This is a genomic window from Xanthomonas axonopodis pv. maculifoliigardeniae (assembly GCF_041519315.1).
Taxonomy (GTDB): Bacteria; Pseudomonadota; Gammaproteobacteria; order Xanthomonadales; family Xanthomonadaceae; genus Xanthomonas; species Xanthomonas euvesicatoria.
In genome coordinates this window covers 3,405,067-3,431,207 of the sequence record NZ_CP167998.1, presented here as the reverse complement: position 1 = coordinate 3,431,207, position 26,141 = coordinate 3,405,067, and the positions used below count along the sequence as shown (strand labels likewise).

Annotated in this window: 14 protein-coding genes; 9 read left to right on the top strand and 5 right to left on the bottom strand. The window is 66.3% G+C overall.

The features are described from left to right. Window positions 1-21: 21 nt before the first annotated feature. The 7 genes from ACDH77_RS14775 to ACDH77_RS14745 all read left to right on the top strand — a co-directional run bounded on the left by ACDH77_RS14775 (window position 22) and on the right by ACDH77_RS14745 (window position 14,147). On the top strand, window positions 22-2,058 hold the full coding sequence (locus ACDH77_RS14775; protein WP_008575181.1) for a methyl-accepting chemotaxis protein: 2,037 nt from the start codon (window positions 22-24) through the stop codon (window positions 2,056-2,058). A gap of 113 nt (window positions 2,059-2,171) precedes the next feature. Then, window positions 2,172-9,344, top strand: a complete 7,173-nt coding sequence (locus tag ACDH77_RS14770; RefSeq protein WP_372353521.1) for an Hpt domain-containing protein — start codon at window positions 2,172-2,174, stop codon at window positions 9,342-9,344. Window positions 9,345-9,351: 7 nt separating this feature from the next. Further along, window positions 9,352-10,539: a chemotaxis protein CheB gene (locus ACDH77_RS14765; protein WP_277574824.1), complete on the top strand. Its 1,188-nt coding sequence runs from the start codon at window positions 9,352-9,354 to the stop codon at window positions 10,537-10,539. A 33-nt stretch (window positions 10,540-10,572) separates the two neighbouring features. After that, window positions 10,573-11,049: a chemotaxis protein CheW gene (locus tag ACDH77_RS14760; protein WP_008575177.1), complete on the top strand. Its 477-nt coding sequence runs from the start codon at window positions 10,573-10,575 to the stop codon at window positions 11,047-11,049. A gap of 229 nt (window positions 11,050-11,278) precedes the next feature. Next, entirely contained in the window at window positions 11,279-11,902 is a 624-nt protein-coding gene (locus ACDH77_RS14755; protein ID WP_008575175.1) for a GNAT family N-acetyltransferase, read from the top strand. Window positions 11,903-12,354: 452 nt separating this feature from the next. Next, window positions 12,355-13,419, top strand: coding sequence for a N(4)-(beta-N-acetylglucosaminyl)-L-asparaginase (locus tag ACDH77_RS14750; protein WP_011348236.1), 1,065 nt, complete (start codon window positions 12,355-12,357; stop codon window positions 13,417-13,419). Further along, on the top strand, window positions 13,416-14,147 hold the full coding sequence (locus tag ACDH77_RS14745) for a copper homeostasis protein CutC (protein WP_014090772.1): 732 nt from the start codon (window positions 13,416-13,418) through the stop codon (window positions 14,145-14,147). The genes ACDH77_RS14750 and ACDH77_RS14745 overlap by 4 nt, the downstream gene beginning before the upstream one ends. A 101-nt stretch (window positions 14,148-14,248) precedes the next feature. Here the strand turns inward: ACDH77_RS14745 and xopL are convergent, their stop codons facing one another. Beyond that, the gene (xopL, locus tag ACDH77_RS14740) at window positions 14,249-15,931 is read right to left on the bottom strand and encodes a type III secretion system leucine-rich repeat domain-containing effector XopL (RefSeq protein ID WP_218498620.1); all 1,683 of its coding nucleotides are present in this window, start codon (window positions 15,929-15,931) and stop codon (window positions 14,249-14,251) included. Window positions 15,932-16,316: 385 nt separating this feature from the next. Continuing rightward, window positions 16,317-17,477, bottom strand: a complete 1,161-nt coding sequence (locus ACDH77_RS14735; protein WP_372353520.1) for an exo-alpha-sialidase — start codon at window positions 17,475-17,477, stop codon at window positions 16,317-16,319. A gap of 394 nt (window positions 17,478-17,871) precedes the next feature. Between ACDH77_RS14735 and ACDH77_RS14730 the strand changes: the two genes are divergently transcribed. Beyond that, window positions 17,872-18,201: a RebB family R body protein gene (locus ACDH77_RS14730; RefSeq protein ID WP_031423716.1), complete on the top strand. Its 330-nt coding sequence runs from the start codon at window positions 17,872-17,874 to the stop codon at window positions 18,199-18,201. 57 nt (window positions 18,202-18,258) lie between these two features. Here ACDH77_RS14730 and ACDH77_RS14725 read toward each other — a convergent pair whose 3' ends face one another. After that, window positions 18,259-18,459 carry a hypothetical protein gene (locus ACDH77_RS14725; protein ID WP_008572048.1) on the bottom strand — a complete coding sequence of 67 codons (201 nt, stop codon included), beginning with the start codon at window positions 18,457-18,459 and terminating at the stop codon, window positions 18,259-18,261. Between the two features lie 506 nt (window positions 18,460-18,965). Between ACDH77_RS14725 and xopK the strand changes: the two genes are divergently transcribed. After that, complete coding sequence (gene xopK / locus ACDH77_RS14720) at window positions 18,966-21,617, top strand: type III secretion system effector XopK (RefSeq protein ID WP_268258118.1); 2,652 nt, start codon at window positions 18,966-18,968, stop codon at window positions 21,615-21,617. A gap of 46 nt (window positions 21,618-21,663) precedes the next feature. Here xopK and ACDH77_RS14715 read toward each other — a convergent pair whose 3' ends face one another. Both ACDH77_RS14715 and ACDH77_RS14710 read right to left on the bottom strand, forming a co-directional pair. Further along, window positions 21,664-23,499: a glycoside hydrolase family 35 protein gene (locus tag ACDH77_RS14715; protein ID WP_031423712.1), complete on the bottom strand. Its 1,836-nt coding sequence runs from the start codon at window positions 23,497-23,499 to the stop codon at window positions 21,664-21,666. A 282-nt stretch (window positions 23,500-23,781) separates the two neighbouring features. Next, the gene (locus tag ACDH77_RS14710; RefSeq protein WP_031423710.1) at window positions 23,782-26,124 is read right to left on the bottom strand and encodes a GH92 family glycosyl hydrolase; all 2,343 of its coding nucleotides are present in this window, start codon (window positions 26,122-26,124) and stop codon (window positions 23,782-23,784) included. Window positions 26,125-26,141: the final 17 nt, after the last annotated feature.

Sequence of the window (26,141 nt, the reverse complement as noted above, 5' to 3'; positions counted from 1 at the left end):
CATACAGATCGAGGTCGAACCATGAGTACCGCCCCGGACGCCCGCAAGACCAACAAGCTCGGCAGCGTCAGCACCAGCTTCTGGCTTGGCTTGCTGGTGTTGTCGATGATCGTGTTTGGCGCCAATACCGGCGTCGCGACCTGGCAGGGCAGTCGTCTTGCCGGTGCCGGCACCGGCGCGGCCGACTTGCAGGTGCTCTCGCAGCAGCTGGCCAACCAGGGCCGCGAAGCGGTGTCCGGCGATGCCAAGGCGTTTGCCGCATTCAAGGAAACCAAGGGCCGTATCGACAGCACGGTCAGCGAGCTGGATGGCCGTTACGGCCAGGAAAGCTCGATCGCAAGCTCGATGGCGCAACTCAAGGCGACCTGGGTACCGCTGAGCAAAAACGCCGATCAGGTCATCGCCAGCGAACCGGCGGTGCTCGGTCTGGCCGGCAACGCCGAACGCTTCTCCGGCAGCGTGCCGCAGCTGCAGGCGCAGTTGAACGAAGTGGTGCGCGCGATGACGGTCAGCGGCGCGCCTGCCTCGCAGATCTACAACACGCTGCAGCAGGTGGTGGTCGCCGGCACCATGGCACGCCGGGTCACGGAAATGCGCGCCGGTGGCGCCAATGCGGCCGCCTCGGGCGACGCACTGGCACGCGACTCGGTGGTGTTCACGCAGATGCTGGAAGGCCTGCGCACGGGCAACGAAGAACTCGGCATCGCCGCGGTGCGCAACCCGGCCGCGTTGTCGGCGCTGGAGCAGTCGCAGGCGCAGTGGACGACGATGAAGAAAGACGTCGACGCCATCCTCGCCAGCTCGCGCAACCTGTTCGCCGCACAGTCCTCGGCCGCCGCGCTGACGGCTGGCTCCGGCAAGATGCTCGAAGACAGCAAGAAGCTGTTCGATGCGTTTTCGGCGTTCGGTTCGGTGCGCGACACGCGCCTGTTCCCGAACTTCTGGCTGGGCGTGGTGTCCGGCCTGGTCGCGCTGCTGGCGATCATCGGCTTCGTGTGGAGCTCGGTGCGCGTGCGGACCCGCGAGCAGGACGTGCGCTACCAGTCGCAGGTGGAATTCAACAGCCGCAACCAGCAGGCGATTATGCGATTGCTGGACGAAATCAGCTCGCTCGGTGAGGGCGACCTGACCGTGAAGGCCTCGGTGACCGAGGACATGACCGGCGCCATCGCGGACGCGATCAATTACGCCGTGGACGAACTGCGCCACCTGGTGACCACCATCAACGACACCTCCGCGAAGGTGGCCGTGTCGACCCAGGAAACCCAGGCCACGGCCATGCAACTGGCCGAAGCGGCCGGCCAGCAGGCCAACCAGATCACCACTGCCTCCGAGCGCATCAGCGAAATCGCGGCCAGCATCGAACAGGTGTCGCGCAACTCCACCGAGTCGGCCGAAGTGGCGCAGCGCTCGGTGGTCATCGCCGCCGAGGGTGCCGGCGTGGTGCGCGAGACGATTCAGGGCATGGACCAGATCCGCGACCAGATCCAGGAAACCTCCAAGCGCATCAAGCGACTGGGCGAATCCTCGCAGGAGATCGGCTCGATCGTGGAACTGATCAACGACATTTCCGAGCAGACCAACATCCTGGCGCTCAACGCCGCGGTGCAGGCAGCGTCGGCCGGCGAAGCCGGTCGCGGTTTCGCTGTGGTGGCCGACGAAGTGCAGCGCCTGGCAGAACGCACCTCCAGTGCGACCCGACGCATCGAAGGTCTGGTGCAGACCATTCAGGCCGATACCAACGAAGCGGTCAGTTCGATGGAACAGACCACCTCTGAAGTGGTGTCCGGTGCGCGCCTGGCCGAAGACGCCGGCACCGCGCTGACCGAAATCGAGCGCGTGTCCAACGCCTTGAACAACCTGATCAAGAACATCTCCATCGCTGCGCACCAGCAGTCGGCCGCGGCGACGGATATCACACAGACCATGGGCGTGATCCGTCAGATCACCAGCCAGACATCGCAGGGTGCGGAGCAGACGGCCGAATCGATCGGCAACCTGGCTCAGCTCGCTGCCGATCTGCGCCGTTCGGTCGCCGACTTCAAGCTGCCGGCGTGACCACGACGCGGAACGGGAAAGGATCAGCAGATGGCGCGTAGTAGCGTTACGTCGATGCAGGAAGTGACCGGTTGCCGCGCTGGCGGCGAGTCGGTCGTAGTCAGGGGGCTGCAATGAGCGCGCTTCGCGATGCGATGAGTCACGCCGCACTGGGCTGGGTCAAGCCAGAGCTGGACGAGACGTTGCGCCAGGCGCGCAACGAGATCGAGTACTTTGCCGAAGAACCGTCCGACACCAGTCGGATGCGGTTCTGCGCCGGCTACCTGCACCAGGTGCAGGGCACGCTGCGCATGGTCGAGTTGTATGCGCCGGCGATGGTGGCCGAAGAGCTCGAGCTGCTGGCCCAGGCCGTGCAAGCAGGGGAGGTCGCCGACCGCGATGAGGCCTGCGCGATGCTGATGCGCGGCACCGTGCTGCTGCCCGATTACCTGGAGCGCTTGCAGAACGGGCATCGCGACATTCCGATCGTGTTGCTGCCGCTGCTCAATGAAATCCGTGCCACCCGTGGCCAGCCGGGTCTGAGCGAAAGCGTGCTGTTCGCGTTCGACCCGCAGGCCGGTGTTGCCACCGAGGCCGAGCTGGATCATGCGCGCGGCAGTCTGAGCGGGCGCAATCGCGAGTTGCTCGACACCGTCGGCAATGCGGTCAAGGAAGAATTGCTGCGCGTGAAAGACGCGCTGGACCTGCATCTGCGCACCGGCGGCGAGATCGGCGAGCTGCAGACCCAGGTCAACGATCTGGGCAGCGTTGCCGACACCCTCGGCATGATGGGCCTGGGCGTGGCGCGCAGCGTCGTCGTGCAGCAGCGCGATGCGTTGGCGCGTGTGGTCGATGGCCAGACCCAGATGGACGAAAGCGTGCTGCTGGATATTGCCGGCGCGCTGCTGTACGTGGATGCCTCGCTGGACGATCAGGTCGCCAGCCTGGGCGCCGACCCGGGCGACGGTACCGAAGTCAGCAACAGTGCCAACTCCTCGGAAGTACGCCGCACGGTCGATGTGCTGGCGCAGGAGGCGATCGCCAACTTCGGTGCGGCGCGCGAACATTTCGTCGCCTTCATCGAAACCAACTGGGACCACGCGCGTCTGGCCGAGGTGCCACACCTGCTCGGCGAAGTCGGCGGTGCGTTGCGCATTCTCGAGCTGCCGCAGGCCGCCGATTATCTGGAAGGCGTGCGTCGCTACGTCGATCTGGAATTGATCGGCAAGCAGCGCGTGCCCAGCGGACGCCAGCTGGATACCCTGGCCGATGCGATGGCCAGCCTGGAGTACTACCTGGAAGCCCTGCGCGAGCGCCGTCCCGGCCGCGAAGAGATTCTGGATATCACCCGCAACAGCCTGGAAACGTTGCGTTACTGGCCGCTGCCGTCGGGCCAGCCGTCCGATTTGCCGGTCGGCACGGACCAGCCGGGCAGCGCGGCCGAGCCGCAGCCGGTGGCCGCCCCGCCGTTGCAGCACGCCGACACGCCGCAGGCCGCCAACGATGCGTCTTTGCCGTCGCTGGAATGGGCGAACGAAACCGTCGTCGAGACGCCGTTCGCTGCCAGCGTGGTGCACGACACCGGCGCTGCCGCGACCGATACGGTGTTCTCCTTCGACCCGGTCGCCGCCGAAGAAACCGTGTCCGGCCAGTCGCATGTGCCGTTCACCGTGGCGCCGCTGGATCTTTCGGACGACGGCGCGCAGGCACCTGGCGACTGGCATCTGGAAACCACGGAGCAGGCCGCGCCGATCGCCACCTCTGCGTTCGACCCGGTGTCGGCCGAGCAGGATGGCAACGAGGTCGCGCAGGTCAGCTACACGGTGGATCTGAGCGCGCTGGAGCAGGAGCACGCCGCCGAGCCGGTGCCTGCCGAGGACGCGCCGCTGCAGATCGAGCAGATCGACCTGCCGGGCGATGCCGATCAGACCGAAGCGCCGTTGGAGTTCATCGCCGAGAACGCAACGCGTCGCGCGCAGACCAGCATCGAAGACGCCTTCTCGCCGCCGCCGAGTCCGCCGCAGGAATTGGACGACCCGTTCGTCGAGCCGGTGCAGGAGCCGCAGGACGTCCCGTCCGAAGCGGCATCCGAGCCGGTCGCCCCGCGCGTGCAACAGGCAGTGGTCAGCGAATTCGAGCTGGACGACGCCTCCGCTGCGTTCCTGGCCCAGCTCGATGCAGCAGCCGCGCAGTTCGACGTGGAGCGCCCGCAGGCGCCGGCACCTGCCGCCGATGCGCACACCGCGCAGGCAAGCTCTGAATCGGTGTCCAGCGAACGCGCTCAGGAGGCTGCCGATGCCGGCATTTTCGGCGGCTTCGGCGACAGCGATATCGACGACGATATCCGCGACGTGTTCCTGGAAGAATTCGACGAAGAGTTGGTCAACCTGGGGCAGCTGTTGCCGGTGTGGCGCGCCGCGCCCACCAACCCGGAAGCCCTGCGCCCGATCCGCCGCGTCTTCCACACCCTGAAGGGCAGTGGGCGTCTGGTTGGCGCCAGCGTGCTCGGCGAGTTCAGCTGGAAGATCGAGAGCATGCTTAACCGCGTGCTCGATAATTCGCGGCCGGCCAGCCCGGCGGTCGTGTCGATGGTCGAACTGGCCTACGAGGTGTTGCCGCAATTCAACGCCGCGCTGCGCGACCAGGGCCGCATCAGCGCCGATCTGCCTGAAATCCAGGGCATTGCCGAACGCGTTGCTGCTGGCGAAGAGGTCTATTACGTGCCCGCAGCCGCGGCACCGGTGGCCGAGGCCGTGGCGATTCCGGCGGCAGCCGCAGGCGTGTTTGTCGCCAGCGGCGGAACGCCGGCTTCGGTGGACAGCGTGCTGCGCGAGATCCTGGAAGCCGAGGTCGCCACGCATCTGGACACGGTGAACGGGTGGCTGCAGGCCAGCCAGGCCGAGCCGCAGTTGGCGACCGAAGACGTGCTGCGCGCCGTGCACACGATGAGTGGCGCGTTCGCGATGACCGACGTGCCGGAAATCACCTTGGTGACGACGCCGGCCGAAAGCTACGTCAAGCGCTTGCTGGCCGCCTCGGTCACACCGTCGGCGGAAGGGCTCGAAGCACTCACCGCCACCGCTGCTGCGATTGCCACCACGGTGACCGCGCTGCGTGCCGATGCGCCGTTGATTCCGTCGTTCGCACCGTTGACCGAGCGCTTGCGCACGCTGGTGGACAGCTTGCCGGAAGCGCAGTGGCCGCCGCAGGTGTTCCTGGACGAGTTGGACGATGTCGACGCCCCGAGCGCCACGGTAGACGGCAGCGATGCCTCGGTCGAACTGACCGGTGCGCAGGATTTGTCGCAGTACCTGGATGCCGGCGCGCTACCGTCCGACGCCCCCGCATCGGCGCAAGATGCCGAAGACGCGCAGCCGCAGCCGGACGATGCGCCGATTGCCGTGGACGAGCTGGCCGAAGCCGAAGCCGAGCATGAGTCGGCACTCGCACTGGACGCGCCTGCACCGCATGCGGTCGACGATGCCGGTCATGCCGCCGTGCACGAAGATGTCCACGCCTCTGCCGAGTCCGTGCCTGCATCGAGCGACGACGCGCTGGTACCGGTTGGTGATTCCGAGCTTGCCGATGCGCTGCACGACGATGCTGCGCCAGCCGAAGAGGCAGACCGGGCCGCATCGCAGGGCATCGACGCACACGACCTGCCGGCCGACGAGCCGCTGGTTGAAGCCGAGGCCTGGGATGCCACTGAACTGCAGCATGCGCAGACCGCACCGCACGATCACGCTTCCGGCGAGCACGCGGCAGAGGTGCCCAGTGAGGCATCTGCTGAGCGTGTGTCCGGCGAGCACGACGCCGACGCCACCAGCACGCACGCCGACAGCATTGCGGTAGATGAGCTGGCCGATGCGGAAGCTGCCTTGGGCGATGCGCAGACGCTGGCTGCAGCCGATGCCGAGCAGGCAGTGGACGGGCAGGCACAGCAGGCGCCCGCGCACGACGAGCAAGTTGCAGCAGGCGCTGACGAGGCGGTCGAGAGCATCGAAGCGCTGGAGGCCGTGCACGCCGACGCAGCGTTGGCTGATGACGCCAATGCAACGACCGCGGAAGACTGGACCCCGGAAACCGCGGCGCTGGACAGCGTGTCGTCCGATCAGTCTGGCCATGCCGACACGCAGGAACACGCGGGCGAGCAGTCGGTAGACCAGGCGGTGCAGCACGGCGAGGCAGCGTTGCCGCATGCCGGCGAGCCGTATGCGGGCGAACAGCAACCGCTGGAAGAAGCCGCGCAGCTGGGCGAGCATGCAGAGCTGGAAGCGCACGCATCTTCGAATCAGCAGATGGATTCGAACGACGACGCGCCTGCCGATGCGCAGCCGCACGTCCACGAGCAGGTGCCGTCTGACCAGTACGTCGACGCCGGTGAACAGCTGCAAACGTACGCGCGTTCCGACGAACATGCTAGCGACGCAGAGCACGTGGCCGAACACCTGGACGCCGAAGCCACGCATACCGAAGCGCAGCATTCCGATGCCGAGCATGCAGACGCCGACCGAGTTGACGCCGCACAGGCCGGTGCCGACGTCCTGCCCGATCACACTGTCGAATCGGTGCAGGCATTCGAAATGGCGCATGCGGCCGATCAGGTGGAAGAGGCCGGCGATCCGCAATCGGATACCGCGCCGGAGCTGCACGACACGCAGGCTGTCACCTCCGACGACGCGGCGCAGGCCGATGAGCAGGCCGCAGGCGATGCGTTTGCCGTGGCCGATCACGCCGATCATGCCGCGCGCGCAGAACAGTTCGAAAGCGCAGGACACGCCGCGCACGCGGAACCAACGCAAGCCAGCGACCACGCCGGTGCCGATCAGCATGCCGACGACTCCGCAGATCAGCACGCAACCGACCGCAGCGCCGACGAGCCGGAAGACACCACCACCGCTGCGTTCAGCGCCCCGGTCGAAGATGCGACGCGTGCCGGTGCGGCCAGCAACGATATCGGCGCGGCATTCGATGCCGGCCCGCTGAACTTCGATCAACTCGACGGCGAGCTGGTCGACATCTTCGTCGAAGAAGGGCGCGACCTGCTGGACCATTGCGACGGCCTGATCGCCCGCATGCGCGAAGTGCCGGGAGACCGCGATGTCCTCAATGGACTGCAGCGCGATCTGCACACGCTCAAGGGCGGTGCGCGCATGGCCGGCATCAACGCCATCGGCGATCTGGGGCATGCAATCGAATCGCTGCTCGAAGCCGTGGCGGCCAACCGCACCGACATCGATCGCGACGACGTGCGTCTGTTCGAGCGTGGCTTCGACCGCCTGCATCAGTTGCTGACCCGCACCGGCATGCACCGTGCGGTGACGATGCCGACCGATCTGGTGGAAGCCTTCGAAACCCGTACCCGTGGCCGCAATGCCGCACCGCCTAGCGACGCAGATGTCCGCGCGATCGCCAAGGCGTCGGTGGAACCGGCGCCGCTGTCCGCCCCGGTTCCGGTGGAAGGCCAGGCCGAAGAAGACTTCCTGCCGCGCGTGCAGCAGGAGCAGGTGCGCGTGCGCGCCGACCTGCTCGACCGCCTGGTCAACCACGCCGGCGAAGTGGCGATCTACCGCTCGCGCCTGGAGCAGCAGCTGGGCGCGTTCCGCGGCGCCATGGGCGAACTGGATCGCACCAACGCCCGTCTGCGCGACCAGTTGCGACGTCTGGATCTGGAAACCGAAGCGCAGATCGTGGCGCGTTATCAGCGCGAACAGGACCAGGGCGATCGCACCTTCGATCCGCTGGAACTGGACCGCTTCTCCACCCTGCAGCAGCTCAGCCGCGCGCTGAACGAATCGGCAGCCGACTTGGGCGGCTTGCAGGGTGTGCTGGAAGATCTGTCGCGTCAGTACGACGGCTTGCTGCAACAGCAGTCGCGCGTCAGTTCGGAGCTGCAGGACGGCCTGATGCGCGCGCGCATGGTGCCGTTCGACGGTCTGGTGCCGCGTTTGCGTCGTGTGGTGCGTCAGGCAGCCAGCGACACCGGCAAGCAGGTGCACCTGGTGCTGGAAGGCACCCAGGGCGAACTGGATCGCAACGTGCTCGATCGCATGGTCGCGCCGCTGGAACACATGCTGCGCAACTCGGTGGCGCACGGGCTGGAAACGCCCGAGCAACGCCGCGACGCAGGCAAGCCGGAAGAAGGCAGCATTGCGATCCGTCTGCGCCGCGAAGGCTCGGAAATCGTGCTGGAAGTGGCCGACGACGGCGCCGGGCTGGATCGCGAGGCGATCCGTCGGCGCGGCGAGGAGCGCGGCCTGATCGAACCGGGCCAGGAGCTGAGCGAGGCCGAACTCGATAACCTGATTTTCGCTTCCGGCTTCAGCACTTCCGAGCAGGTCAGCCAGTTGGCCGGCCGTGGCGTGGGCATGGACGTGGTGCGCAACGAAGTGCGTCAGCTCGGCGGCTCGGTGGATATCCACTCGGTACGCGGGCAGGGCGCCACCTTCACCTTGCGTCTGCCGCAAACGCTTGCGGTCACCCAGGCGGTGTTCGTGCGCATCGGCGAAACGACGTTCGCGGTGCCGGTGGGCTCGGTCAGCGGTATCGGCCGCATCTCGCGCGCCCGTTACGAGTCGGGCGAGGGCGGGTATCACTACGCCGGCGAAGAGTACGTGCTGCACGACCTCGGCTCGTTGGTCGGCCAGGCCGCCGCGCGTGCCGATGGCCAGGCGCAGGTGCCGTTGCTGTTGGTGCGGGCGGGCGACCTGCGTGCCGCAGTGGCTATCGATCAGGTGCTGGGCAATCGCGAAGTCGTGGTCAAGCCGGTGGGCCTGCAGATCGCCTCGGTGCCGGGCATCTACGGCGCCACCATCACCGGCGATGGCCGCGTGGTGGTGATCCTGGACGTCGCCCCGCTGGTGCGTCGTTTCCTGGCCCAGCCGGCGCGGCCGTCGCTGGAAACACAGGCCGAAGCACAGCGCCAGGTGCCATTGGTGATGGTGGTCGACGATTCGCTGACCATGCGCAAGGTCACCAGCCGTGTGCTGGAACGCCACAACCTGGACGTCACGACCGCACGCGACGGTGTCGAGGCGCTGGAACTGCTCGAAGAGCGCGTGCCCGACCTGATGCTGCTGGATATCGAAATGCCGCGCATGGACGGCTACGAGCTGGCCACCGCGATGCGGGCCGACCCGCGCTTCAAGGCGGTGCCGATCGTGATGATCACCTCGCGCAGTGGCGAGAAGCATCGCCAGCGCGCCTTCGAGATCGGCGTGCAGCGTTACCTGGGCAAGCCTTACCAAGAGTTGGATCTGATGCGAAACGTGTATGACCTGCTGGGGATCGCCCGTGTCCGAGACTAATGGCGCAATGGGAACTCCGGTTGCTTTGCTGGGTCGTCCCGGTCAGGCGCGCGAGCGCCTGCGCGAGGCGCTTGGCCTGGCCGGCGCGCAGGTGGTGCTGGAAGACGAGCCAGCGGCGGTCGACGTGCAGATGCTGCGCGACGCCGAGCCGGTGGCCGTGCTGGTCGCACTCGAACCGTCGATCGAAGACGCGCTCGAAGCGCTGGAGCCGGCCTTCAACATGCCCGGCGTCACCGTGATCTTCGACGAGGCCGAACTGACGGTGCGCCGCGAGGGCTGGGAAGCGCAGCGCTGGGTGCGCCATCTGGCCGCCAAGCTACACGGCCACGCCGACGTGCTGCCGCCGGGCACCGAAAGCGAGCCCTCGCTGCAGCCCGAGCCCGGCCTGACGCTGGCACCGCAGCAGCATTCGGACCTGCAACTGGATCAACACCTGGAAGCGGCCGCGCACGCGTTCGACAGCGTGCCCGGCGATGCCTTGTTCGCGCATGCCTCCATGCAGGAGGCGGCACCGGCCGCTGTGGAAAAGCCGGGGCTGGCGCTGGGCGATTCCAGCACCTGGGGCCTGGTGGACGAGGTGGCCGTGGTGGTGCGCCCGCGCGCCGAACCCGATGTGGCGGCCCTGTCCACCGGCGGCTTGTCGCTGGTGGATCTGGAGCACAACGGCAGCGTCACCGGCGCTGTGCTGGTCGTCGCTGGCATCGGTGGGCCGGATGCGATCCGTCGCCTGCTGGCCGCCTTGCCGCCGGAATTCCCGCGTGCGGTGCTGGTGCGCATGACCCTGGATGGCGGCCAGTACGGCAACCTGGTGCGGCAGATGGGGCGCGTGTCTGCGTTGCCGGTCGAACTGGGTGAAGCGGGGCAGGTGGTCGCACCAGGCAAGGTGTATGTGCTCTCCGACGAGGTCGGCGTGCAACAGCATGCCGGCGCGCTGGCGTTCGTGGCACCGGCCGATCCGGCCGGGCTGATCGCTGCGCTGCCGCCGGCCGACAGTGCAGTGCTGATGCTCAGCGGTGCCAACGAGGCGCTGGTGGAGGCATCGCTGGCGTTGGCCGAGCAAGGCGGCTGGTTGGCCGGGCAATCCACCGACGGCTGTTACGACCCGGCCGCCGCCGCGCGTCTGGCGCGGCAAGGCATTCTGACCGGCGACCCTGCGCAGTTGGCGCAGGCGCTGGCGCAGCGTTGGCCGGCATAAGCCGGGCGCTCCCATTCGAATCGGAATCATGCGATGAGCTACGCCAATAACGACGAAATCCGCGGCGTCCTGATCCAGGCCGGTAGCGAGCGCGTGCTGCTGCCGAACGCAACGGTGGCCGAGGTGATGTCGCGGGTGGCGGTCGAGCCGCTGCCCGACATGCCGCGCTGGGTGGTCGGGCGCATCGACTGGTACGGCTGGAAGGTGCCGCTGCTGTCGTTCGCGCGCCTCAGCGGCATGGGCGATGAACCCACCGCGGTCAACAACAAGGTCATCGTGTTGAAGGCGCTGGGTGGCAACCCGGCATTGCCGTATTTCGCGCTGCTGACCGCCTCGTTCCCGCAGCTGATTTCGGTGCCGCGCGATGGCCTGCTGGCCGATGCCTCGGAAGATGCGCTGCCCGACGGTGTGCACATGCGCGTGCTGCTGGGCGAGCAAAGCGCGCTGTTGCCGAACCTGGACGCCATCGAAGCGCAGGTCGGCCAGGCGCTTGCGGTCGCTGCCGCCTGAGAGCGGGAGGCCGCCTGCTGCGCTTGCCGTCAGGCGGGTGCAGTGGCCCCGTGCAGCGTGCTGCCGCGCACTGAGCGATGCACAGGGAGGATGTTGCTGACTGTCGGGCGTTCCATCTCACGCACTGGATGACGCCCTGCTTTGGAGACGGCTTGCGGAGCATGATCGGTATGCATCAGCCGGATGCACCTGGCAGCAAGATGACACGCGTGGTTGAGGCGTGGCTGCCATGAGTCCTCCGCTGTTTGCGCCGATCCGCCGCGCCGACGGCGTGGTGCTGTGCGATCTGGCCGTGGTCGATCCGGCTGCAATGGCCGACTACCACACGCGCAACCGCGCTCATCTGGCCGATGCGATGCCGCTGCGGCCGCCCGCGTTCTACACCGTCGAAGGCTGGCGCCGTCTGTGCATGGCATACCGCGGCGCGATCCCTGGCGAGCGCGAGTTGCAACTGGTCTTGTTGCAGGGCGAGCAGGTGATCGGCACCACCGGGTTCACGCAGATCCAGCGCGGCGCCTTCCAGGCGTGCCACATGGGCTATGGCCTGGACGCGGCGCAGCAGGGACGGGGTTTGATCCAGTGGGCAGCCACGCAAGGGATCGCTTTTGCCTTCGGCCAGCTCGGCCTGCACCGGGTGATGGCGCAATACGTTCCGGAGAATCTGCGCAGTGCGCGCGTGCTGCGGCGGCTGGGTTTTCAGATCGAAGGCTATGCGCGGCGCTATCTGCAGTTGAATGGCCACTGGCGCGATCACGTGCTCACCAGCAGATTGCGCGACGACGGCACGCCTGGCGAAGGCGCGGTGGATGATGAGCCGGGTTCAGGGCGCAGCGCTCGAGAGCTCAAGCCGTAATTCATCGGCGGCTAGCGTGCTGTCTTGCGCAAGCTCGATCTGCGTTGGCCGGCCACGTTGTTTGAGTTGATTGCGCAACTGCGCCGCCCAGGTCTGTACGGCCGCTACATTCGGCGTGGCAGCCATGATGCGGATCGTTATCTCGCTCCGACGGAGCTGGCGCGAAGCGCGGATGCTGGGCGACGAAGGGGAAGGCCCAGGCTGGCTCGTCCGTTGGTCCAGCCCCGAGCCAAGCGTGGCTGCGCATCGCATCGTCCGTCGCTTGCCGCCAGCCACATCCATGCATCGGATGCGCAGCGGCCGAGACAGGGTTAGCCCAGCCAAGCAAGGGTTGTGCACGGATCCGCATGCGACAACACCGCAAGAAGGTTTATCCGCACGTCATGCTGTCGCATGATGGAAGGCTGGTACCGCACTGCGCGGCCGCCCGTTTCCGTCATGGAGTCATCCGCATGCTTCAACGTCGTCACTTCCTCAAGAGCGCCACGCTGGGCGCGATTGCGTCCGGGTTGGCCGGCTGGGGCGCCCGCGCGCAAGCCGCGGCAGGCGCCACGCCGGGCGCGCGGCCGACGGCGCTGCCGCGTGGAGCGGCGCGGGTGATTTCCACCTGGGATTTTGGCGTTGCCGCCAATCAGGAAGCCTGGAAGATTCTCAGCAGCGGCGGTCTTGCGCTGGATGCGGTGGAGGCCGGCGTGCGAGTGCCGGAAGCGGACCCGAGCAATCCCACCGTCGGCCTGGGCGGTTATCCGGACCGCGATGGCCGGGTCACCCTGGACGCCTGCATCATGGACCACCTGGGCAATTGCGGCGCGGTGGCATCGCTGGAAGACGTGGTGCACGCCATTTCGGTGGCGCGTGCGGTGATGGAGAAAACGCCGCACGTGATGTTGGTAGGCGATGGTGCGCGTCAATTCGCCTTCGAACAGGGGTTTCCGAAAACCAAGCTGTTGACCCCAAGCTCCGAAGCGGCCTGGAAAGAGTGGTTGAAGACTTCCAAGTATTCGCCAGAAGCCAATGTCGAAAATCGTGCCTGGCGCGATGCCAAGTTGCCCGGCGGCAAGGACAATCACGACACCATCGGCATGCTGGCGCTGGATACGCACGGCAACCTATCCGGTGCATGCACCACCAGCGGCATGGCGTGGAAAATGCACGGCCGCGTGGGCGACAGCCCGATCATTGGTGCGGGCCTGTACGTGGACAACGAAGTGGGCGGTGCGACCTCGACTGGTGTGGGCGAGGAGGTGATCCGCAACGTCGGCAGTTTTGCGGTGGTGGAAATGATGCGGCAGGGCAAGTCGCCGGCCGATGCCTGCCGCGAGGTGGTGATGCGGCTGATCCGTCGCAAGCCGGAGCTGACGCGCACATTGCAGGTCGGCTTTCTGGCAATGAACAAGCGCGGCGAAGTGGGTGCGTTCGCGATCCAGAAGGGCTTCAGTTACGCGGTGTGCGACGCGCAGCGGCAGGATCTGCTGGTGCCTGGGCAGAGCCATTACACCAGCGAGCCGGCGGCATGAGCGGGTTCGGGTTGGAGGTGGCTGCCGATTCGGTGGCCTCGGCATTGGCCGCGCAAGCAGGCGGTGCAATGCGCGTGGAGCTGTGCGGCGGGCTGGATGGCGGTGGGCTGACACCATCGTTCGGCACGTTGGCGGTGGTGCGCGAGCGTTTGCGGATTCCGTTGTATGTGCTGATTCGTCCGCGCGTGGGCGACTTCGTGTTCGACGCCGCAGAAGTCGAGGTGATGCGCCGCGATGTGGAGCAGTGCGTGCGGCTTGGTTGCGATGGCGTGGTCCTTGGCGCGCTGGACCGGCATGGGCAGGTCGATCTGGCGACAATGCGCGTGTTGATGCAGGCAGCAGGGCCGTTGGGGGTGACGTTTCATCGTGCGATCGATGTCAGTGCCGATCCGTCGCGTGTGCTGGAGGATGCGATCGCGCTGGGGTGCGAGCGGGTGCTGACCTCGGGTGCACGTGCGAGTGCGCTGGAGGGAATCGACACCATTGCCGCGTTGGTGCGGCAGGCAGCCGGGCGCATCGGCATCATGCCCGGTGCCGGGCTTTCCGAGCACAACATCCGCACCCTGCGGCAGCACACCGGCGCCCACGAATTCCATGCGTCGGCGCGTGGCGTGATCGCCGCCCAGGTGCCGTCGCCGCACCCGTATATCCGCGATCTGGGCGGCGACTACCAACGGACCGATACCGCGCGGGTACAACGGATGGTAGACGCGTTGCAACAGGCGTGAAACGCGCGCAACGCCCCGTTCGCCAGGGAGGCGCTGCCCGCGTTGCGCAGGCACGCTGAGGGCGATGCTCGATGGGCTGCTGCGCCTGTCGCGTTGGCTCTCTACTGATGGCCTGAAGGTTCCGGGCTTGTCTGCTGTTCGCTATCAGAGTCGTCGCTGACCTGCTCGGGAATGTGCACAGCGAGCTCGGGAAAGCGCGCGCGGTCTTGCGGGTGTGCGTGGACGATCAGCTCACGGGTCTTCCACATCTGCACTGCCTTGGCCAATGTCGCTACGTCGAGCGGGCTTCCTTCGTGATAAACGAACTGCCCGAGATGATCGACGATGCCCAGGTGTGCGCTCTTCTGCGCCTTCCAGTTGCTGACGTTCGTGTAGTGGCGGGCGAGGCCTTCCTCGCTCGGGTCTTCGATTCTGGGGGATGGGCCTGCCATGTCGCTTACCCGTTGCAGGAACTCAAGATCCCTGCTTTCTGCCAGCATGTCCCGCAATGCCGGAACTTGGCCGAAGGTGGTGACATCGGTAGGGCGTTTTCCTGGGAGATAGGATGGAGCACCTTCCAGAAAGGGATTTCTTTCTTCATCGATGACCGTGCTCAGCATGGCCTGTGCGGTGTCTTCGATGCGTTCGAGCGCAGCGGTACGAAGCAGTTCGCTGGCGGTCGCCGAAGAGGATGGCCCGGCGCGGTCGCCGGCAGCAGAGGGCGAGAGAGCTGGGGTGGTCGGTCCGGTCCGCCCTGGTTCGGCGGGGCGCGCAACTGGACGATGCTGGTCGAGCTGCGCTTGGAGATGCGGCGGCACCAGGATGATGCAATTGGCAGGTAATTGGGCGATCAACGAGGGCAGTCTGGAAAGGTTGACGCAACCTCGCAGATCGAGTTTTTCCAGCTGCGTCAGGCGGTGAATGTCCAGTGGCAGCGTGAGCAGGTTGCTGCAGTCTTTCAGAATCAGTCGCTTCAGTGGCGCACGGCCGCCGAAAATCGGCGGATAGTTGCGCAGCGCGGTACAGCCCCGCAAATCAAGCTCCTCCAACTTTGGCAGGTGATGGATGGCCGGGCCAAGGGCGGACAGCGGCGAGTTGCGTATCTTCAGGCTTTTCAGATTTTGCAGGTTGGCGATGGACGCCGGAAGCGATCTGATCCCGGTCCATTCCAGCCGTAGGCTCTGCAGGTTGACCAAGCCCTGGTGCTCGCCGGATGCATCGGTGCTTGCCAGGGGTTCGGGAAGTTCCGTCAATTCCGGGCAGGCGCGGATGGAGAGCTCGCGTAATCGGTTGAGGCTTGCGATGGATGCCGGTAGCGCGCGAAGCGGATTGCGTGCGAGCGTGAGTGTTTCCAGGCCCGCAAATTGCTGCATGGTGTCCGGGAGCTCCATCAACCCTGCCGCGTCGATCGTCATGTGCTGCAGATGCGAAAGACGGAATGCCTGGTCGGGAAATTGCGGCAGCGGAACTGAGCGCAGCTCCAGCGCGACCCGGCCCGGTTGGGTTGCGTCCTCCAGCAGGTCGGCTGTCGCCTTCAGCGCCCGGCCTGTGCGAGTCTCGATCTGCGGGTTGTTGCTGTTGGCCTGGCGCCATGCGCTGTGCCAGCGATTGCGATCTGCGTTGTAGTGGCGTTGCCATTGCGACAGGACGTCGTGGTACGGGCGCAGCGCTGTGGAGCGCCGTAAGGGTGAAGCGCCCACGGGCGGTGGCATACGGGGGCGCACCGGCCGCAAGTGTTGCGAGTCGGTGGTGACGGAGTGGAAGCGAGCGCGTTCTATGTCGCTGAGCTGTGGCAATTGCGGCATCCGCAAAGGATGTCCAGCCGCCTCGTTCATCCGCGCGGCGCTGCCGGATCCGCCGTAGGGAAGCGGGCGGGCGGAGGTGGTTGGCCGGCGAGAGGTCTCGGCAGCGGCAGGCATTGCTGGCGGTCGCCCGGACCGGTCGCCAGGCACATATCTGGTCAGTCCGCCGAGCATGCCGGTAGGGCGCTCGGGCGCGGGGTGTGCGGGTGGGGCAGTGCGCGCGGGCGCATCCGCATTGGACGTAGTCTGCTCCCGCAGTCCGAAAGGCGTGCCCGGCGGGCGTGGTTGATCGACGCGTCGCATCGCATTCCTCGTCTTGGCTGTCGCTCGATGACGATGATTGGCACGCAACGCGATGGGCGAATCCCGAGGCGCGAAGCCATCGTCATCATGGCGAAGGATCAGCCGCGTGGCCGCATGCCGTTGTGCAGCGCTCAGACAGCGTTGCGGGGGCGGGCGCCTGGCAGGGGCTGCATGCGCCGAACCGCGTGGGATCGAGCACCACATGCTTGATCCGTCGCCGCTTCCAGGTGTAGCTGACATGCACCAACCCATCGCGGGTCTGGATCACAGCCGGATAAGAAAATTCATCATGGGCGCTGTCTTCCAGCGTCAGCACGCGTTGCCAGTGCACGCCATCGTTGGAGACGGCAACGGCCAGGGTACCGCGGCCGTCCCACCAGTCCTTGCCGGCAATGGCGGGGTTGTAGACCAGTAACGCACGGCCGTCACGCAGCATCACCGCGTCGGTGCCCGAGTTCGGGTTTTCCACGTCCAGCAAGTGCATGGGCTGCCAATGCAGGCCGCCATCGAGCGAGAACGTGCTGAAAAGCTTGTTTTGCTGGCTGCGGCCCAACGCCTGCAGACGGCCATCCGGATATAGCAGCAGGCTGGGCTGGATCGCACCGATCGCCTTCGCATCGTTGAGCGGCATGCCGCGTTGCCAGTGCGCGCCGTCGTCGTCGCTCCATTCCAGGTGCGCGCGCCAGCCGCGGTCTTCGCTGCTGCTGGGCGCCAGGATGCGGCCGTTCGGCAATTGCACCGGCTTGTTCTTGATCGGCCCGAGAATGCCGTCGGGCAACCGCTGCGGTGGCGACCAGTGCGCGCCATCGTCGGTGGAAAGCAGACGCAGCCCCCACCATTGGCGCGGAGTGGGTCCGAGCTTGTAGTACAGCTGCACCGGCCCGGTGGTCGATTGGAACAACACCGGATTCCATGCCGGCACTGCAACGCCATCCACGCCTGCGTGCGCGCCATCGGCAATGCGGCGTGGTGTCTGCCATTGCTGCGGGCCGCGCTGAGCCAGCCAGATGCCGACATTGGCCGCACCTTCGTGCTCGCCGCCGAACCAGGCGGCCAACAGGCGACCATCGCGCGTTTCCAGCAAGGTGGACGCGTGTGCTTGCGGGGTAGGAGCCGGGTCGGCGATGAACTCGCTGAGCACGATCGGCGAGGGCGGCGACGCAGGCGATTGGGCTTGGGCAGCAACTACACCCAGGCTTGCAGCAAGGCTCGCAACGAGGCGGCTCAGCAGGCGTGGCGGATGCATCGTGGTCCGGTCCTGTGCGAAGTTTGAAAGACCTTTTTATTATCTCTTAAATACCACGTGGTCCGTCCTTCGGGCGGCTTGGTCGAATTGCACTGCCAGACATACAGCGATGTGGCCGCTCTGCGTCGGCCTCTACTGGCTGGTGGCACTTGGCCTGACTGGGCGCGACTGTGCGCACGCGCGCACGATCACACAGATGTTGCGACGTGCGCTGAAGCGTGGCGATGCGAGGGTCGAGTTGCGCGCGGGCCGGCCGCTATCGAGATGGCATCGCGAGCGTGGTGTGGCGGTTTGTCAGCGGGGCGTTGCGGTGACATGACCGCGATGCGCTGTTAGCCCCGCTGGGCCGGTACAACGCAGACCGCCGTGCATCCATTCACTCAGGAGTGCATTGATGGCTTTTCCAACCGCAGTCAATCCGCAGATCACCGATGCCGTCAGCCAGGCCAACGTCAAGGTCGTTGGCGAAGCGCCAGCGTTTGCGATGGGTTCGATTTACCAAAGCGTGGCCCATTCGGCCGGCATCCTGTTTCAGAATGCCCTCGCTGCACAACAGCAGCAAACCCCCTTGGCGCAGGCGGCCAACAACCAAGGCGTGATGCAGACCTACGGTGTCGATACCGGCGCTTGCGCGGCAGATGTCGAGAACGTTGCGCAAGGCGGTGCCGCAGAGAATCTGAACAGTCTGCTCACCGTGCTCACCTCGTTCGACACTGCAAAGTAACCGCCGATGGCGACAGCGTCACAGCTGTCGCCATGCTTGCCTGCGCAAATACCTCGCTCAGGCCGCGTTCTCGTCGCGCGCTTGCGGCGGCAGCAGCGTTTGCGGCTTCTTGGCCGATTCGGTCTGGCACAGGAACGTCATCAGGTGTGCGGCTTCGGCACTGCCCATGGGCTTGCTGTGGATCTGCTCGGCGAAGGCGTTCTGGGTGTGCTCGGCAACGGCGGGAACGGACTCTTGTGCAACGGTGGACGACGACATGCAACGCTCCTGGAACCTGCAATCAAGCCGTCTACGTCGCAAGCAAGCGCATCCGTAACGGAGTCAGCCGGTGATATTGCCTGGAATCTGTGCCGTCCGATACCTCGACGGTATGCGGGCGGCGCAGCGGCACCGGACGTTCTGATAACGGCGGCCGCGGCCAGGTCTAAAGCGCCATCGGCAGAAAACTGTTCCGGCGGTTATTTCTGATTGCGCAACAGGGCCCAAGGCGATGGGGGCGTTGTGCAAGAACGCGGCAGATCAACAGCAGGATCCGTGCCCGCGCCTGTGTGGCGCAGTAGCAACTCCGCCAGCCCATCGGTGCGACGTCTTGCATCTTGCCCATCCGGCGTGGAGGTACCCAATGGCCGGCTTTCTCCGGGATAAATCGCGCCACGCGTGGTTGGGCCGGAGAGTTCGTTTACGGAATCGCGTGTTCGTCGCAACAAGACTGGCTTGAGAGGACAGGCGCACCATCGCCGCTTCGCACCGGTTGGAGTTTGCTCATGCGTGTCCAACGATCCACTGCACAGCACCTTGTCACAGGCGATTCCGCTGCGGCCGTTGAAACGCCGCCCGCAGCGGAATCGCCGCAAGATCGACAGGGTTGGCCACTTGGGTTGAAAGTGCTGCAGACCCGGCCACTGCCCAGACGCACACACCGCGATGAGAGCGAGCGACGAGCGCACCACGGAGACGCCAATGCCCGGGTTGCCGAAGCGGAGACCGCCTATGACGTCTTCGTGGTCGCCAAGTACGTGGCCGACCCCTTGCATGGAACCGCGGACAAAACGGCCGAATTGATCAACGACATTCCCCGCCGCGGCGAACCCGAGCAGTCCGCGGACGCTGGGGATTCGGCGCATCCACCCGAGCACTCACCGGCCGAGCATGCAGCGGCACCGGATGGCCACCATCCGCCGCATCCCGCACAGCCGCACGCTGCAGATGCCCCGCATGCGCCGACGCCTGAAGGGCACCATGGGCCACACGCCGACGCCGGGCATCCGGCGGATCCGCACGTGGTTGGGCATGCAGCGGAGGACGGCGTCCTGCACGCCCTTGCCGAGGAAGGCGCGCCGGCAGGCACATTCGATCTGGCGATGAGCCTGGGCATCAGCGGCGCGATGCTGCCGCTGTCGAGTCTTGCGATCTATGCCGCGTACAAGGAAACCCGCGAAGTTGCCGAGCAGCGCACGCACTTGCGGCAGCAGGAACGCCGCCTGCGCGCGGAGCAGGCGACACTGCAATCCGCCTTGGGCACGACAGCGCCTGCAGGCGCTGCCAATGCTTACGCGCATGCACTGAGCGAGGCGATCGAGACCAACGCCTACCTGCAGCGGCGAAATACGCGGGACGGCGCCATTGCCGCAACCTCCATGGCCTCGGCCGGGGTGATCTTCACCAAGGCAGCGAGCGAACTCGGCATCCAGGGCGGGCTGGCAATCGCCAGCAAGAGCGCAAATGCGGCGGGCCTGGTGGGCCACAGTGCCGCGGCCGCAGGTGCGGCCTCTGCGGCGGGCATCGCCGGCAGCTTCGTGCTCGCGCCGTTGGCGAGCGTGGCGGCCACCGCATTGGGGGGCACCTTCCTGCACCAGTCGCGTCGGGAAAGGACGCGTGTTGCCGTGGATGTCGGCAGGGTCCAGCGCTTCCTGCAAGATCTCGAACCTGGCGAACTCAGTCCTGGCGCACAGCGCTACCAGCACTTTGTTAACACCAAGTTGGGCAAGTACGACCGCTTTGCGCATCGGTTCAACCAGTGGAACAAGGGCTTTGTCGTGGGTGGAGTCACCTACACCGCCAGTACGTTGACCAAGGTCGGCGTCAGCGCGGCCGTCGTTGCCGGCGCCACGGTGGCCGCCCCGGTGGGCACCGGCCTGATCATCGGCGCAGGCCTGCTCGGTGCGGCCACGATGGGGGTCGGCAGCCATCAGTTCCTGCTGGCGCACGGCAAGCAGAAGCGCTATCGCAGGTACCAGACCGAGGACATGCCCGGCGTCGATCGCGCGCTGCTGGCGGTGGCGGATCTGTTGCCTGCACGCGAGGCGGAGGGTGCGCCATCCCGGGAAGCGCCCAACGTCGCCGACCAGTTGCCGCCAACCGCGGTGGACGTTGCACTGACGCCAGTGGCGGAGGAAGCGGAGGGGAGCGATGAAGACGATATCGTTGCAGAACCCGATCCCGGCCTGGAGCCGAAGCATCGCCAAGGCGCCTCTGCCGCAGGTGATGCGCAACCGGCAATGCCGGAACCCGCCGCTTCGACTGCCGACAGGTCGGGCGCAACAGCAGCAGATGACGTGGTGCCCCACCATGGATTCGAGTTGCGGAGCGCGCTCTACGCCTGCATCGACGGGCAGGAAAAGGCGCTGGACGCGTTTGTGCAGGCCGGTGCCGACGACCTGCAGAAATTGCATCCGGCCAAGCCGCGCTCGACGGATCAGGGCAAGGGCTCGGGTCGACCGGCACCTGCGGCGCCGCTGGGTCGGCGCATCAATGCAGCCCTGCGCGCTGCAGCGAACTATGGACGCGCGGTATTGACCGGCAAGCCGCAGGAGGCGCGAGGCAAGGCGATGCGCAGCCATGCCAAGCACAGCGCGGTGCTGACCGAAACCGCGCTTGCGCAGTGGCTGCAAACGCCCGGCTCGGTGAAGTCGCAGATTGCCTACATGCAATGCTGCCTTGAACTGCAAAAGAAGTATCTCGACGCCAAGCTCAGCGCGCAGGCGGACCTTCCGCAGCCCGACGTGCACGATGATCCGCATTCTCATGACCAAACGCCGGTGGCGACGGTCGATCAGGCTTCGGAACGTTTACTGGCGCAATTGCACCAGGTGCGCACGCGCGACGCCACCCAACAGCGCGCGATCAGCCTGATGCTGCAGGAACTGGAGATGGCCGAGCAGGAACTGGCGAGCCCAGATGTGCGAAGCCAGGCGCGCGCCGCCGCCAGGATGCCCGGTTTGCAGCAGCGCCTGATCCGGGTGCTGACCTCGAACGCGATCGTGCCGCAAGAAGGTGTTGCAGGGTTCGCCCGGTTCTGCATGAAACAGGCCCGTCAGCACACCACCCATGTGCGCGGCACGCTGCTGGCGACCGAAGTCCAGGCAGCACGCATCCGCGAACAGGCGGCTGCCGTAGCCCCTGCGTCCACCACCTGATGGCGGCTGTGCGAGCGAGCACGCGTCTGCAGCCGCCTTGCAAGACTCACTCTTTCGGCGTGAGCCACACCTGCTGCTTCAGGCCGCGCACGCTGGGGGTGGCGACATCGTCCAGGTCGAAGACCACCACCGTGTTGTCACCCTTGCGCTGGAACGGCGCGGGGAAATACAGCGCGGTCTGCGGGCCGATGTTCCAATGGCGGCCCAGGTTGACGCCGTTGGCCCAGGCAAAGCCCTTGCCGAAGGCGCGCATGTCCAGATAGGTGTCGGTCGGCGTGCCGATGCGCAGGGCGCCGCGGTGAAACGCCGGGCCTTGCACTGCCTTGCGGGTCCAGCCGCGGATGCTGTCGGGCGTGCGCATCGGCAGCGGGAAGGCCTGCCAGCCGGTGAGCTGCTGGTTGTCCAGTAGCACCGGGTCCACCAGCCCGGCGCGGCCGTCGGCCATGCGCGTGCCGTAGTTGATGCGGCCGCTGTTTTCGACCAGCACATCCAGGGTGTGCTGGCCTGCAGGAATCTCTACCTCAAGCGACACCTGCTGCAAACGCCGCTCAACGCTGCCGACCGGCCGTTGATCCACGTACACGCGTGCCACATCGCGCACGTCGCCCAGATACAGCGGGCCCTTGCGCGGGCCAGTGACCGTGGTGCGGTAGAGGATGTAGCCATAATCCTGGCCGAACTGTTCCATCGGCTGCGGGGTGTCGATGGCGATCGGCGCGGGCAGGTTGTCCCAGAGCGAGGCCGATTCGCGCAGCGGCGTGGCCGGCAGCGTGGCGGTGGCGATCGGTGCCGGTAATGCGGGCGGTTGCACGCCGGTCACGCGGGCGATGGCATCGCGCATCAACGCGAATTTGGGCGTGGGGTGGCCGGCTTCGTCGAGGATGGCGTCGTAGTCGTAACTGGTGGTCTGCGGCGCGTAGTGGTCGCTGGGATTGTTCTGGAAATTGGCGCCATTCATGAAGCCGAAACTGGTGCCGCCGATGAACATGTAGAGATTGGCCGAGTGGCCCTGGCGCAGGATCCACTCGAACTCGTCGGCCTGTTGCCTGGCATCGGTTGCGGCATGCGGCTTGCCCCAATGGTCGAACCACCCGGCCCAGTATTCGCCAACCATGCGCGGTTGATCGGGGCGGAACTTGATCAGTTTGTCGAATGCGCTCTTGGCCTCGCCGGGTGCGAAGTTCACCACCGCCAGGGTGTCGGGCAAGGTGCCGTTGGCGAGCATGTCGGCGCCATCGGAGGTGAACAGCAAGGCCTTGTCGAAGCCAGCCTTGACGTACATGGCGCGGTTGTCGGCCATGTAGGCGTGATCGTCGGCGTAGGAGCCGTATTCGTTCTCGACCTGCACGGCGATGATCGGCCCGCCGTTATGGTTGAGCAGCGGCTGCACCTGTTTGGCCAACGCATCCAGATAGGACTGGCTGGCGGCGAGAAAGCGCGGATCGCGGCTGCGGACGCGAATATTGCCCTTGCCGAACAACCAGGCCGGGTAGCCGCCGGCTTCCCACTCTGCGCAGGCGTAAGGGCCGGGCCGCAGGATGACGTTGAGGCCCTGCGCGGCGGCTTCGCGCACGAACGCGGCCACATCGTTGTTGCCGGAAAAATCGAACTGGCCTTGCTGCGGTTCCACCAGGTTCCAGAACACGTAGGTCTCTACGGTGTTCAAGCCCAGGGCACGCGCTTTTTGCAGGCGGTCTTTCCAGTAGGCGCGCGGAATGCGCTGGAAATGGATGGCGCCGGAGAGCACTTGATACGGCTTGCCGTCGCGCACGAACTGCGTGCCCTGCGTGCCGAAGGCGGGCCAGGGCTCGGGTGTGGCAGCGGCGACGGGAAGCGCGAGCGCCAGGGCCAGAACCAGGGGAGCAAGAGTGGTACGCAGCATGGAGGTCTCGATGTAGGTGGGCCGGTGGTGCGGGTGGATGGCAGGCGGCGGTGCTCGCGTTCTGCCCTCATCCGCCCTGCGGGCACCTTCTCCCGCTTGCGGGAGAAGGAAGAGCAATGCCCGCTTGCGGGAGAAGGGAAGAGCAATCCCCGCCTGCGGAATGAGAAAGCAACTTCCACTGGCAAATGAACAAGCGATCCCTGTTTGCGTACACGGGAAAGGGCGTTCCCCATTCGCGCAGCAAGCACCGAACGCGCCGCTTGTGCAAGCGACGTACTGGCATTACGCGAACGACGGTGGCAGATCCTTCTTGTCTGCGCCGAAGGCCGGGTTAGGCTTGGGCCCCATCGCAAACTCCAGCGTGCCGCCGGCGGCCAGCTCGGTGTGACGTAGCCAGGCGCGGGTGAGCGATTTGCCGTTGAAGGTCAGCGACTGCACGTAAACGTTCTGCGCGCTGTTGTCCTTGGCCACGATGCGCAGCGTGCGGCCATTGCCCACGTCCAGCGTGGCACGCTTGAACAAGGGGCTGCCCACGATGTAGTTGCCGCTGACCGGATCCACCGCATACAGCCCCAGTGCACTGAGCACGAACCAGGCGCTCATCTGCCCGCAGTCTTCGTTGCCGGACAGGCCGTTGCGCGCGTCGTGATACTGCTCGCGCAGCAACCGGCGCACCATCGCTTGGGTCTTGTACGGCTGGCCGGCATAGGCGAACAGATACGCCACATGGTGGCTGGGCTCGTTGCCATGCGCGTACTGGCCGACCATGCCGTCGATATCCGGCGGTGCATCGGCGGGCAGTTCGGAACTGGTGGAAAACAGCTCGTCCAGCTTGGCGACGAAACCGTCGCGGCCGCCGTACAAATCCATGTAGCCGTACAGATCGTGCTGGTTGAGGAAGGTGGCCTGCCAGGCGTTGGATTCGGTGAAATCGCGCCACTTGGCGATGTGGCCCATTCCGCGCGGGTCGAACGGTGTGGCCCAGCTGCCGTCGGCAAGCCGTGCCTGCACGAAGCCGCTGTCGCGATTGAACACGTTGCGGTAGTTGCGCGAGCGTTTGCGCAATGCGCGTGCATCGGCGCTGGCGCCGGCGGCCTGCGCCAGGTGTGCGCAGGCCCAGTCGTCGTAGGCGTATTCGAGCGTGCGGCTGACCGATTCGTCCACTTTGTCTGCGGGGATGTAACCGAGCCTGCGGTACTCGCCCAGGCCGTGGGTGGTGTCGTCCATCGCACGCTTGCGGTACGCCGGCCAGGCGGCCTTGTAGTCGATCCCGGTAAAGCCCTTGGCATGCGCCTCGGCCAGCACCACGGCGGAGTGATAGCCGATCATGCAGCCGGTCTCCACGCCCTGCAGCGGCCAGATGCCCACGCCGTCCGGGCATTCGTTGGCGCCGCGCACCAGGCATTGCACCAGGTCCGGCACGCGCTCGGGCTGGACCAGCGTGAGCAGTGGATGGGCGGCGCGGTAGGTGTCCCACAGCGAGTAGGTGCTGTAGTTGTTGTAGCCCTTCGGCGCGGTGTGGATCTGCAGGTCCATGCCGCGGTAGCGGTTGTCCACATCGGAGAACAGCGTGGGCGCCAGCAGGCTGTGATACAGGCCGGTGTAGAAGATGCGCCGTTGCGCGTCGTCATCGCGGTCGATGCGCACGCGGGCCAGTTCCTTTTCCCAGGCGGCGACCGCTTGCGCATGCACGCGCGCGAAGTCGAAGTCCGGCAATTCGGCGTCCAGATTGGCCAATGCATTGTCGGCGCTGACGGCCGAGATGCCGACCTTGATCAGCAGCGGGGCATCGGCGGCATCGGGGTAATGCAACGCGGCCTTGAGGTGGGTGCCGTCGGTGCTGCGCGTGCCGGCGGGCAGCGGTTGGTCTTCGTTGTACAGCTGCACGTGCTTGAACGGGCGCGACAGGCGCATGGCGAAATAGATGTAGCGGCCCTTGGCCCATTGGTAGACGCGGCGTCCGCCGGTGAGGGTGCGTTCGTCGACCACGCGCAGCTGCGCATCGCTCACGCGGGTGGCAATTTCCGGCTTGTCCTGCATGCCGTGGCACAGGTCCAGCAACACGTGCGCGGGTTTGCCCTTGGGGAAGTGATAGCGGTGCAGGCCGGCCCGCGCGGTGGCGGTGAGTTCGGCATGCACGCCGCTGTCCTTGAGGCGCACGCGGTAGTAACCGGGCGATGCGGCTTCGTCGGCGTGGTCGTAGCGCGAGCGGTAGCCGGCATCCGGGTTGTCGAGCGGGCCGGGCACCAGTTTGACCTCGCCGGTGGCGGGCACCAGCAGGACGTCCAGCATGTCGCCGATGCCGGTGCCGGACAGGTGCGTGTGCGAGAAGCCCATGATCGAGCCATCGGACTCGTGATACCCCGAGCACGAATCCCACACCGCGTTATAGGTGTCCGGGCTGAGCTGCACCATGCCGAACGGCAGCGTGGCGCCGGGGAAGGTATGGCCGTGGCCGCCGGTGCCGATGAACACATCCACATGCCGGGTGAGGTCGGCGCGGGCACGCGCGTCGGCCGGAAGCGCGTAATTGCCGGCGCGCGCGCGCGCCAGGCCGGGCAGACCGACGCTGCCAAACAGGGCTGCGGCGATGGCGCCTTGGAGAAAACCGCGTCGTGTTGCCATGTGTGTGATCTCTGATG